This window comes from Dyadobacter sp. HNCC25DJ185 (assembly GCF_056895195.1).
Genome location: NZ_JBXHAR010000002.1, coordinates 244680 through 256602, shown reverse-complemented (window position 1 = coordinate 256602; position 11923 = coordinate 244680). Strand labels below are relative to the sequence as shown.

Here is an 11923-nt window from a genome sequence, read left to right as displayed (position 1 = left end):
AATTTAGAGGGTTAATTTTTGCAAACCGGCATGGTACAGCCGTAAGATGTAAGTGCTTGTACACTCAGAACGGGCAGCGACTGACTTTTCAGTAGCCGGTCCAGGGCAATTTTTGCATATGCCGTTTTTTCATCAGAGCAATATCGGCTGGCGTTGTAATTACCACGGTAATAGAGTTTCTGGTTGTTGTCGATCAATGCAGCCTGCGGCGTAGAATATACGCCGCAACGGGTAGCAATGGATTGATCAAAGACAACAGGAATTCTCAGACCTATTTTATCCTGGATTTTTTCGACAGAATAAACTTTATCTGATAATACTACTACCACAAACTGAATTACTTTGCCGTAAGACCTTACGAGCGATTGGAAATGATTCTTGTTGAACTTTGAGCAAGGGCACTCCGGATTGTAGAAATGCAGAAAAACCGGCTTTTTATCAACAAGTTGAATGACTCTGCCCAGATCAATTTTTGAGCCTGTCGGAACGGGAATGTAATTTTCGGGGACTGGCGTGGGGAGCTTGTATTTCCATTCATTATGCCAAAACAACACTCCTATGAAAGACAGCAAGAGCGTAAGCCAAGCAATGACCAAGCTTGTTTTTATCATGAGGGGTTATTCAATGAGAATCCTGTAATACTATTTTATATTGCTATCAAATTTACTCTAAAAATTATGTATCAAGGCTATTTTTTGGCGATGGATGCGTGATTTTTTACGAATGAGTCCTGTCTGTCCAATACGGCTTGTCATTCAGCCGATCCCTGTATAATTATATTTTGATAAGTTTAGAAATTTCCGATAAGCGGAACTGTATTTCCTAACTACCAGACTGTCTTTTCGCGCGGAAGCGGGAATGAAGGCAGGCACGAATACACGAATTCTACGAATGTGTTTGCAGCTAAATCATAAACCGTTCCAAAGTTGCCACCAGGTTACCAGTAGCATGCATGGCCATGGAGGTATAAAGGGACTTCGTATGGTACTTGGCGTAACCGTACAAGCAGGCGTCAAAAAAACTTTGAACAATGCCGATGTTGGACGATAATGTGTTTTCGTAGGCGAAACTGTGCAGGAGTACAAAGAAGAACGCCTGTATGAATATGGATAAATGCTTACTAAGCTTTCGGGTCAGTGCATACAGCATTAGCCCCCTGAAAATAAGCTCTTCAACCACTGGCGCCAAAATCACAGCTCCCAAAATCCTGATGATCGAAGATGTCAGCGGATGGTCCCAACGGTTAATTTCAAGGAGCCCCAGTTTGTTCAGTGCAAATTCAGTGAGCAGTATGTAAGCCAGAAATACTGCTACCCATATTAAAAAGCGCGCATTGGAAACAGGCCGGTTTAAAAAGATCTCATCCGGGTTAATTCTCCCTTGTCGGATACGGACAAAAAGAACGACAGGTATGATTAGGAATGGGACAACACGCAGCAAGGCGGACTTCATTTCAGAGTTCATTTTGCGGGGCAGGTTTTGTTCGCATTCATTTTTGAATATAGGCAGGTTGGTAGTTATTTGCAAAGAAACCTTGCCATAATGCTCACCAGCCACCAACAAAGCTTTCCTGTCTTTGAGATTACCCTGAGGTACACACCGTTTAACCGATGGATAATTCATATTTAGCCGAAGGGTAACTGGGATGAAGAGAGGCCAGTCAACTTAAGGGATAAACTGTGATAATTGCAGCAGTAATAATTTAACTACAAAAATAATGATGACACGAGCTACTTTTATGTCAGTATTGAACCTCAGGTTTAAAGCATTTTTATTGATCCCGATTTTATGGGGCTGTTCCATGAAGGACCATGTTGTACCTCCTGTGGAAGTCTTACCGGTGGTTACCACCTTAACTGCATCCGGTACTACTAAAAGCGTAGCGTTTGGTCTGGATATGATTAGTTTAGGTAATGTTGGTATCGCTGATTACGGCATATTTTTCAGCTCCAACGCGAATGGCGCTGTGATTAATCAGAACGTCAATGAAAATGATTCTGAATTGAAATTTGATATGCCAGCCACCACAGGCTCAAGATTCAAAAGCTTTGTTTTTAATAGTAATCAGCTGCAATTAGAAGTCTTTTACAGGGCTTACGTGAGATTGACCAACGGGAAAATTGTCTTTGGGGCTATAAGACATGACTTTTTTAAAGACACAGAACAATAACCATGCGGATAGTAAAGTTAGATTTCGGACCGGGATGCAATCATTTTCTAGGATGAATATACTAGCAGCAGGGTTCGGATCAACCTTTTTAATCGTATTAGTAATCTTTTTTATTCGGACCTATGATAAGAATTATCTTTCAGCATATCGTCGGATTGGAGGGTATTTGAATTCAATCGACAATATACTGGATCAGGATAATTTCTATTATCTCAGCCACAGTGAGGCAGAAAACTTGGTTTACTATGAAAAAAAGAGTATTTCAATTGCCGACAAAATTGCGAAAATAGCAAAGCTTTGTCCGGAACTTGACGATACTGTCGGAAGTAAAAAACCTCTGCTGGAATTCGTAAAAACATGGGACCGAGAGAAGATCAGAAAATCACTTCTATCAAGAGACGGCTCTTTTGTCTCAGACTTTAATTACCTGAGCGAGCTGGTACCGAGGCCGTCCCGGAAAAAATGGAGAACATTGTTCCCTATCTTTCGCCCATGATAAGATGCGTCGCGAATGGTTAATTTTTGCTAAACAAAGCTCAGATCTCTCTGGGCTTTGTTTGTTTTAAATGTTTCGAGATTGTATCATTTTCAAAGCTGTTATTCCTCGCTGATTCTCAAAGAGGTATTCTCTATTCAAAAAACAACTCCTTGTTTTTCAGAAACATCCCAGCCCAAAGTACGGTGAGGAAGACGACCGAGACAGGCAGCTGCCCACCAGATAATTCCAGGCTTAAAGAACCGCCAAAGTAACTGCTGGCCAGGAGAAAACCTATTTTGTGTGTTTTGGACAAAATAAGTAAGCCCGCAATGGCCAGTTCGCTGATACCAAGTGGAATTATGTAATGGCCAAATCCCGCTTTGGTGAGGAATTGCATGACCGATTCAGGTTCCTTGTCTGTTACTTTCAGGATGCCGCCTATCATCAGGACAAGTGCAGGAATGCCTAGTAGCACGGTGGCTGCGATACGTTTGGTTCTAATTGTCATTGTAGATTTTTGACTGTGATATAATGAAACAAAAGTATCTTTGTTTGCTATCCGTGGGATAGTACTATCCGGTTAGATAGCGATATCCGGTGAGATAGTATCGTGTACCAGACACCAACGGAAAAAGAATGATTACCAGGCAGGGGTGCCCCACAAATGTATTGGCAATTAAAGATGCTTTGGACGCGCTCGAAGGTCGTTGGAAGCTCCTCATTATGCTTTCATTGTCAACAGGAAAGAAGCGGTTCAAACAGATATCCAAAGAGATAGGAGGCATTACGGATAAGATGCTTTCCAAAGAACTGAAGATCTTGGAAGCCAATAAACTCGTAAAGAGAGATGTCTACGACACTTTTCCGCCAACCGTCGAATATAGTATTACGCCACACGGGGAATCGCTCCAAAAACTGCTGGATGAATTATACGATTGGGGATTGAAGCATCGGAAAGAGGTGATTGGAAGGTAGTTCCCGAAAAGAAGGTAGTAAATCGGGCTATTTTAACCCTTCCTGAATGCACCTTTTAACAAAATTTTCATGGCGACCGAATTCCCAGACCGCGAATGATGTAGATCCTTACCAGCGGATCATTTTCCCTCCGACAGCAAAGCCGCAGGATTTACTATTGGCCTAAATCGCCATTTCAATCAGCCAGACATGCCCGAAAGGGTCCTTTAATTCTCCCTGCCGGTATCCATAATCATAATCCTGCGCAGGCGAAGTTACCTCTGCACCTGCAGCAATGGCGCTGTTCATCACCGCATCCACATCCGCAACGAATAGTCCGATCTTAACAGTAGTCCCCTGGTGCCGTTTCGGACTAAACGCAGCAGGGTTACCCGTTTCCTCATGCAAATGAAAAATGGTGCCATCAATCGATAACTCGGAGACATGTATGCTGCCGTCGTCGTTTGAAAACCGCCTCAGTTCCACGGCACCAAAGGCATTTATGTAGAAATCAACGTTGATCACTCCATTTGGAATGTAAAGCTGGGGCGCGAAAGTGGTGGTATTTGGCATAATGATCTGTCTTTGATACCAAATTTATCAATTCAGACTCATAGTAAAAAATAATAGTCTGTTTCGGTTTAACATCCGAGATAAGCCACGTCACCGTAAAATCCATTTGGCAAATTCAAATAAAACTGCAGTCTCGCGTTCAAAATGCTTTTTCTAAATCCGCTCAATCTACCGCAAGTGATAATATAGCGAATGCTGGGATTTTGGTCTTTAACGTAGGTAGTTATACGTTTTTATGATTTTAAAAAAATTCATGCACGGCTGTCTTATTTTTCATGATTGCAAATTACATTAAGTAATGATGAATGGCCTTACATAATGACTGATGAAACTCGGGGAAATACCCGAGTATTTTCTTTCAAACTTAACCAAACGCCATTTCTTTTTGACTTAATAAATGTTTAACCGCATCATTTCTGTAAGTTTTCCAATCAGCGTCACTTGAAAGCGAATTTGCATCATTCTTATTTTCAAAATCTTTGATTCTGCCCCCGCATTCTCCAATCAGCATATGATTGCGATCTCTATTCCCCATCCATAACGAGTAAGTAATATCATCTGCGCGGTCAATATATTCTCTGGGGATTGCATTAAGGGATAAAATATCATTCTTGTTAAAAAGGATTAACCTGCCCTTGATAATGTCAACTTTCAGATTTTCATGAGGCGTTGCAAAGTGAAGCGCGGTTGCGTTATGCTCAGGAATTTCTTTATGTAGGAAAGTCTTACCCTTTTCAGAAATATTGAAATACGTGAGGTCTGTGCCTAAAATAACGCCCTCTGTCCCAAACATTCTGCCTTGCTCATAATGTTTGATACCAGCAGACAGAAGGTGCCTGAGTATACTATTATCCGCAAAATATAAATCATCGTCGATGATCAGGATATAATCGGTCTCCGCTTCTTTGGCGAGTTCCCAACGAATATTGCAGAACAAATTCTCATCACTATTCACAAGAACATCCACCCTGGATAACTTTTTATCCTTACTCAATTTAATATCCGGATTATTATTCCATAGAATTAAATGCGTTTCTATATCCTGATTTTTGATAGACTCTACAATGACTGGAAGGTTTTCAATTCGCTTAAAGCTCAATAAAATAACCGTAATTTTCATTTTTGTGAATTAATTAATATTTATTGAGGAGAATAAATGATTTCATCGTGCTGGGTCCATTCAGCGAACGGGTTGTTGACACGATGGCCGGGAATGATTGAGTAGGGATTGTTTAATTTCCAGGATACGTAATTAAATGAAAGCTGGTCACGCCTCGATCCGTTTTCTACTTCTTTCCACCATAGCTTGGAAAAGTCGATCGCAGAATTGCTGTTTTTTCGGACCAGAACAGTCGTTTCAACCAAACCATAGTTTGTAGGAAAGTTCTCGTCCCGATACTTTTGCATATGCCTCCGGATAACGACCTCGCTGTCTTTCCCCCTTTTGATACAGGCGTTTCCTTCCTCGTACAGGCAGTTCCGGTTATAATAGTTGAACGTTGCTATTTCTTTATCCTGTAAATAACTCAGGATATTCAATGGTGATACTTTCCATTTCAGTGATAAATCCGTCCAGATCCATACATCATAATTTGGCAGATAGTCATGAACCATAATTTTGACTTTCCGGCAAATTCTTACGCGTTCATCAATGGTGGAATACGTTTGATTAATTGGCTTGATGATCCATCCCATTGAATCTTCAAATTGCTGGTCGGAGAAACAGATCGCATCGAATTCACCGAGGGTATTAATAGGTTTAAGTTTATCGTACTTTCCTAGCAGGCATGTAACTAAGGCAACTCTCATAAAGTATATTCCTTGATTAAGATTTTAGGGTTATTTATTAAAATAGTTTACTGCAGATGTTCCGGGACCGTTAAAGTTCTTTTCGTTTGTTAAGATAATTTAGAAAAAAATTATTGTATGTGCTCGAATTGTTTTTCCATTCCAGTGTCCCTTCTTCTGAGCGGCTAAGATCCAAAAAGGGATTAAAATCAAAATTGTTAAATTCTAGGTGTCTGTCCCGGTATTGCCGGTTTGTAATATCGCCATGATATAAATGAATAATAGAGCCGTCGATATAGCTTATTTTTCCATCTATGGCTTTGTTGAAATTTTCTGCCCATATCATATAATGTTCAAATCTGTTCTGGTTCATAAACAGATTAGTCTTTGTGACTTCATATTGTCCACTTGCGGCGCAGTAAAGCGCCCTGTCGCCGCTCCCGGTGATACAGAAATCATAGAAACTATTTTCTTTAAGTATCGATTTGTGAGAAACCCAGCCCAGACCAAATAATGTTTTTCTCATGTCCATCGTATCTTTGGGTAGCAATGCATTTTCAGAGACTTCGTTTTTGTCACTTAGATAGGAGATGCCATATCCGGATACTTTTTCAATATGTTTAGGTATCTGACTTTCAAACTGGCCCATATCATACATTCTGGAGAACAGCTGTACCAGGTTGTTGTTTTTCATCTTTTCAAGAATATGAGCTGCGAGGGATTGGTCATTAAAGATGATGTCGCAGTCTACCCAAGCGATGTATTCAAAATTTGAGGGTGCATGTTCGAGTGCTATATTCAAAAGCGACTCTTTGTGCCACAGCATATCTTTGGATCTGGCCTGGATATAAATGTCGGCGTTAGTCTTGTCCAGCTGATAGTCATCATTGTTATTGGCAAGCTCAACGGTTATCAAGAAGAATGGGATATTTTTAGCAAATATGAGATAGTTTTCGAGACGTTTTTTTGATTTGGTAAAGTTGAAATAGGTCGTAATGGCACAGATTTTCATTTCTATTTTTAGGTTCAGGCATTTGTGTTTGACAGGGTTTAAGGAAGCCTCCTCAACGTTGACTCAGATCCGATCTGTTGATTACCAGATGTATTGAGCTTTACCTCGATTACGCGGCCCTCCTTCGTAGGGATCTGGTATCGCATCGAGCCAAATTATGTGTATTCAAGAAGATAGTGGTCCGGATAAGAGGATTGCCCAGTGCAATTCATGTCGTTGAGTAGTAAAATGTACCCCTAATTAGCACTTTTTTCCTGTAATAGAAAGTAAAACGCCGGGAATATTAACCCGGCCCGCGCTTTGCAGGAATTGGTATGGTGAACGTAAGCTCATATACGTGTTTGTGTCTCTGAGGATCAAATGCTGGTACTTTCAGCTTACTTGAGTCGCAATGCTGAGTATTTGTCCCGCCGGGCGGGTTTTTATAGAAAAATGCATCTCATTCTCAACAGGTATGGTAACTCAGAAACCGAATACAGTGGATGAATACATCGCAGGTTTCCCGGTCGAGACAAGGCTCGCGCTGGAAGAAGTAAGACGGGCAATATTACAGGCGATTCCTGGCGCAGAAGAAACGATTTCGTACGATATGCCCACTGTCAGCCTGAACGGCTCTTATGTGATTTATTTCGCAGGCTGGAAAAAGCACATCGCTATGTATCCAATCACCAAATCAATGGCTGAGAGGCTTGCCGCTGAGCTGGCTGGTTTCAAGGGGACTAAACATTCAGTACATTTTCCGCTGAACAAACCGATGCCACTGGAGTTGATTGCCAGGATTGTGGAGTTAAGACTTGCTGAGACAGCGAGGGAATCAGGGCTGGGAAAGAAAGCCGGCTAATGTGTCCTTTTTAGGATTTAACCAGCGTGGTAATTTTTCAGAATTTCTTCGATCCTCGAATCCGGGACCAGGTTGGTCACTGCGGTAAGCGTAACCTTGCCGTAGTCGGGGTGCAAAGTGTTGATAACAAAGTTAAAAGCTTCGGGCATTACGGCGGATGGTACTTTCAGGACCAGAGATTTCCGTTCCTGGAACCACAGGTCTCCCTTGGGTTGGCAGCTGGAATAATCGTAGGGATCTCGCCAGGAAGCGGGCAAGTCGGAGAGTAGTACAGTAGCAATGGAAAAGGGTTCGGCAATGGCAATGAACATGATCTTAAAATCGTCATTAAACCCAACCCCCTGCCGACGGACCATATTTTCCATGAAAGCCAGTGGGATAGATTCCGCTGCATAAAGTACTTTGTTGCCAGCGCTGTTCCACCGCCCTTTCATACCAGAAGCGAAAAGACTGTCGCTAAACATCTTATGCACGATTCTGTAAACGAGCATGCTATACAGGATATCCTTGTGCAAGCTTGTCCAGCTCTTCGGCCAGAAAATCCACCCCGCCATTGGTTGTCAGCCATTCCGCAGGTTTCTCGGTCGAATTCCAGAAGGGTTTTTGGAGCCAATAATTGAATTCGTCCACATTTCCGAATAGCGTTTCACCTTTTTCAAATAGCGCGATGAGTTTCAGGAGATGCTCACCGTATGGTGGTTCCAGCTTTTTTTGGGAATCTTTATAGTTGCTGATGGTCCTGGCCGACAGGTTGATGATGGAAGCAAGATTTTTTTCCGGCATTTTGATAGCTGCCGCAAAATCATAAAATACTTTGGTATTCAGGCCCTTCCGGGCAGAAACCACAATTGAAAAGTTACTGGCCATATCTATTTCTCTGAATTTAGTATGTAAGCTCGTTTTCATATTTATCGCATTGAGTAACTGAGCCCAAACATAACGAATTTTTTCTTTTGTTGAAACGAATTTTTTCAATAAACAATTTTAAATAATCGCAAAGCATAAAAATCTGAGGATTTGCCTTAGGAAAGTAATCTTCAAAGCCCGCAAAGGTTTGAAATTCGTTATTTTCCATCAATCGATTTTCCTGCGCCAGACACCACGCTTCGACATAAGTAAAATGCCGGTTTGGTTCTCTTTTTCATTTTACCAGAAGAATTTTCCCCATTTAATTCCCGGAATATGAAAAGGTTCAGTCATTTTTTAGCCTTTCTTTTAATTGTCGTTTCGACATCTCAAAGTGATGTCATCGCCCAAAAGCCCAAAGCTGCATCAGCGAAGGCATCCGCGGCAAAAGCGGATACAACAAAATACGACCGTGACTACGCGTTGGAAGCAACCATGCTTGGCTTCTTTGCGCCGGACGGGGCCCGCAATCCTACCCTGAAAGCCAACAAGGGGGACAAAGTCCGGATCAAGATCACCAATGGCGAGCTGATGACGCACGACATTTCATTGGAGAAACTCGGTATCAAGAGCAAGGTTATCCTTGAAAAAGGATCTAGTACCAGCATTAACTTCGTAGCGCAGGAAAGCGATACCTATTTCTGCTCCGTGCCGGGACACCGCGCCGCAGGTATGGTAGGAAGTTTCGAGGTGGTCGAAGGTAATGTCGACGAAAAGACCGTTGCAGGCCAGCTTCCAACCAAAGACGGACAACCGTTGAACCTGAATTTTGAAACAGGTACCTTAAAAGACTGGACCGCCACAGGCGACGCATTTGTAAATCCGTTGTTCAGTTCCGATCCGTCGCCGGTCCACGAAAAAGAAATGCACATCGGCTTCGAAGGCAAATACTTTCTCAGTAGCGGAGGTAACACCAACTACAAGCTAACAGGAACATTGACTTCCGTTCCATTTAAAATAACTCAGCCATTTGCCGCATTCAAAGTTTCCGGAGGCGCGTTGGTCGATACCCGGGTTGAGCTGGTGCTGGCAGGGACGGATAGCGTAATTTATCACATTACGGGTCAAGGCAGGGCTACACTTCAGCCGGCAGTTGTCGATCTTCAAAAATACCTGGGTCAGGAAATTTTTATCCGGATTATTGATAAAGAGACTGGTATCTCCCAGATCCCTTACATCGCAAACGACAAATGGGCTCACATCAACTTTGACGAATTTCTGTTCTACCCAAGCCGTCCAGACTTTCCAAATGAATTAAAACAACAGGATATCATCATTTTGCCTCCCCTGGACCCCGTACTGAATGCGGGACTTTCGGGTGAAAAGGCTGCTGCTGCTATGACACCTCCCAAAGGTTTCAAAGTTACCCTGGCGGCATCGGAACCGGGAGTTGTAAAGCCGATTGCCTTTACTATCGATCCCAAAGGCAGACTTTGGGTGGTGGAAGGACATACTTACCCGGTCCGCGCCCCGGAAGGGCAGGGCAGGGACAGGATACTGATCCTGGAAGACACCAATGGGGACGGAACATTGGACAGCAAAAAAGTATTTGCCGAAAACCTGAACCTGATCAGTGGTATAGAAGTCGGAATGGGTGGCGTTTGGCTAGGTTCGGCTCCTTATTTTTTATTCATTCCAATAGATCCGAAAACCGACAAGCCCGCAGGTCCCGCCCAAACATTGCTGGATGGATGGGGCTTGCACGATACCCATGAAGTACTCAACAGCCTGAGATGGGGCCCCGACGGCTGGCTTTATGGAACGCACGGCGTTTTCACCCATTCCAGTGTCGGAAAACCGGGCACGCCCGAAGAGCAGCGGACGAAAATCAATGCCGGAGTATGGCGTTACCACCCGACAATGCATAAGTTTGAAGTCTTTGCAGAAGGTTCGAGCAATCCCTGGGGTATCGATTTCAATGACTACGGGCATCCATTTATTACGGTGTGTGTCATTCCGCATATGTACCATGTTATTCAGGGTGCGCGCTACCAGCGCCAGGCTGGGAACCATTTCAATCCATATACCTACGATGATATCAAAACCATCGGCGACCACGTGCATTGGCTTGGCCAGCGTGGCCCGCATGCCGGAAACTTCCGTTCAGCAGCGGCTGGCGGCGGACATGCCCACGCAGGGGCCATGATTTATCTGGGCAATAGCTGGCCGAAGGAATATCGTAACGAAATTTTTATGAACAATATCAATGGTGCGAGATTGAATGTAGACCATTTCGAGAAAAGCGGCTCAGGTTATATCGCGTCGCACCGGCCAGACTTTATGGCGATGAACGACTCCTGGTCGCAATGGCTGAACTTTAAATACGATGCCAGTGGCTCAGTTTGGGCGATTGACTGGTATGATAAGAACCAATGCCACAGCCCCAACCCCGACGTTCACGACAAAACCATGGGACGTATCTTCAAGATCACCCATGAAAACGATAAATGGGTCAAGGTGGACCTGACAAAAGCATCAGATATGGAATTGGTCAATTATCAGTTGAATGACAACGATTGGTATGTAAGACAAGCCAGGACCATTTTGCAGGAACGCGGCCCGAACAAGAAGGTACATAAGGCCTTAAAAGAAATGCTTGCGAAAAACCCCGATGTCACACGTAAATTGCGCGCACTATGGGCATTGCACGTCACAAAGGGGCTGGAAGACAAAGACTTGACAGATTTGCTTGCCAATGATAGCGAATACCTCAGAAGCTGGTCAGTCCAGTTACTTACAGAAGATAAAACGGTTTCACCGGAAATTTTGAAAAAATTCGGTGAAATGGCGCAGACCGACAGCTCCCCATTGGTACGATTGTACCTTGCCTCTGCCATGTTGCGGCTGGATCCTGCCCAAAGATGGGATGTAGTAGAAGCATTAATGCAAAGGTCGGAAGACAAGGACGATCACAACTTACCGTTGATGGTGTGGTATGCCGCAGAACCTTTGGCAACATTGGATATGAAGCGTGCATTGCAAATGGCGCAAAAAGCAAAATTGCCCAAGATCCTCCCATATACCATTCAAAGGGTCGCAGCAATCAATACAGAGGATTCCAAAAAAGTACTGAAAGACCTGAATGAAAAATTAGGACACAGCGGCTCTCACGAATTCCACGAAAGCCAGATGCTGATCAGCAAAGTGCTTGATGAATAATGGGTTAATGGTTATGGATCAAAGGTTAGCACCTATTTGAAT

Annotated in this window: 14 protein-coding genes; 5 read left to right on the top strand and 9 right to left on the bottom strand. The window is 43.2% G+C overall.

Annotated elements, in window-relative coordinates:
- Positions 1-11: 11 nt before the first annotated feature.
- On the bottom strand, positions 12-611 hold the full coding sequence (locus AC1XUF_RS06440) for a DUF6436 domain-containing protein (RefSeq protein WP_483340849.1): 600 nt from the start codon (positions 609-611) through the stop codon (positions 12-14).
- A gap of 292 nt (positions 612-903) precedes the next feature.
- Positions 904-1623, bottom strand: coding sequence for a CPBP family intramembrane glutamic endopeptidase (locus AC1XUF_RS06435; RefSeq protein WP_483340848.1), 720 nt, complete (start codon positions 1621-1623; stop codon positions 904-906).
- A 94-nt stretch (positions 1624-1717) separates the two neighbouring features.
- On the opposite strand from AC1XUF_RS06435, the gene AC1XUF_RS06430 reads away from it, so the two are divergent.
- Both AC1XUF_RS06430 and AC1XUF_RS06425 read left to right on the top strand, forming a co-directional pair.
- Complete coding sequence (locus AC1XUF_RS06430; protein ID WP_483340847.1) at positions 1718-2170, top strand: hypothetical protein; 453 nt, start codon at positions 1718-1720, stop codon at positions 2168-2170.
- A 52-nt stretch (positions 2171-2222) separates the two neighbouring features.
- Positions 2223-2666, top strand: coding sequence for a hypothetical protein (locus tag AC1XUF_RS06425; protein WP_483340846.1), 444 nt, complete (start codon positions 2223-2225; stop codon positions 2664-2666).
- Positions 2667-2799: 133 nt separating this feature from the next.
- Here AC1XUF_RS06425 and AC1XUF_RS06420 read toward each other — a convergent pair whose 3' ends face one another.
- Positions 2800-3156 (bottom strand): hypothetical protein, encoded by a 357-nt coding sequence (locus tag AC1XUF_RS06420; RefSeq protein WP_483340845.1) that lies wholly within the window; start codon positions 3154-3156, stop codon positions 2800-2802.
- 128 nt (positions 3157-3284) lie between these two features.
- On the opposite strand from AC1XUF_RS06420, the gene AC1XUF_RS06415 reads away from it, so the two are divergent.
- Entirely contained in the window at positions 3285-3623 is a 339-nt protein-coding gene (locus AC1XUF_RS06415) for a winged helix-turn-helix transcriptional regulator (protein ID WP_483340844.1), read from the top strand.
- 162 nt (positions 3624-3785) lie between these two features.
- Here the strand turns inward: AC1XUF_RS06415 and AC1XUF_RS06410 are convergent, their stop codons facing one another.
- The 4 genes from AC1XUF_RS06410 to AC1XUF_RS06395 all read right to left on the bottom strand — a co-directional run bounded on the left by AC1XUF_RS06410 (position 3786) and on the right by AC1XUF_RS06395 (position 6975).
- Positions 3786-4175, bottom strand: coding sequence for a VOC family protein (locus AC1XUF_RS06410; RefSeq protein ID WP_483340843.1), 390 nt, complete (start codon positions 4173-4175; stop codon positions 3786-3788).
- 364 nt (positions 4176-4539) lie between these two features.
- Positions 4540-5295 (bottom strand): glycosyltransferase family 2 protein, encoded by a 756-nt coding sequence (locus AC1XUF_RS06405; RefSeq protein WP_483340842.1) that lies wholly within the window; start codon positions 5293-5295, stop codon positions 4540-4542.
- Between the two features lie 20 nt (positions 5296-5315).
- Entirely contained in the window at positions 5316-5984 is a 669-nt protein-coding gene (locus AC1XUF_RS06400) for a glycosyltransferase domain-containing protein (protein ID WP_483340841.1), read from the bottom strand.
- Positions 5985-6054: 70 nt separating this feature from the next.
- Positions 6055-6975, bottom strand: coding sequence for a hypothetical protein (locus AC1XUF_RS06395; RefSeq protein WP_483340840.1), 921 nt, complete (start codon positions 6973-6975; stop codon positions 6055-6057).
- Positions 6976-7429: 454 nt separating this feature from the next.
- On the opposite strand from AC1XUF_RS06395, the gene AC1XUF_RS06390 reads away from it, so the two are divergent.
- A complete protein-coding gene (locus AC1XUF_RS06390) occupies positions 7430-7816 on the top strand; it encodes an iron chaperone (protein ID WP_483340839.1) in 387 nt (128 codons plus the stop codon).
- 17 nt (positions 7817-7833) lie between these two features.
- Here the strand turns inward: AC1XUF_RS06390 and AC1XUF_RS06385 are convergent, their stop codons facing one another.
- A complete protein-coding gene (locus AC1XUF_RS06385) occupies positions 7834-8307 on the bottom strand; it encodes an RES family NAD+ phosphorylase (protein ID WP_483340838.1) in 474 nt (157 codons plus the stop codon).
- Position 8308: 1 nt separating this feature from the next.
- Positions 8309-8722 (bottom strand): antitoxin Xre-like helix-turn-helix domain-containing protein, encoded by a 414-nt coding sequence (locus AC1XUF_RS06380; protein ID WP_483340837.1) that lies wholly within the window; start codon positions 8720-8722, stop codon positions 8309-8311.
- Between the two features lie 276 nt (positions 8723-8998).
- On the opposite strand from AC1XUF_RS06380, the gene AC1XUF_RS06375 reads away from it, so the two are divergent.
- Positions 8999-11881, top strand: coding sequence for a PVC-type heme-binding CxxCH protein (locus tag AC1XUF_RS06375; protein WP_483340836.1), 2883 nt, complete (start codon positions 8999-9001; stop codon positions 11879-11881).
- The last annotated feature ends 42 nt before the right edge of the window (positions 11882-11923 follow it).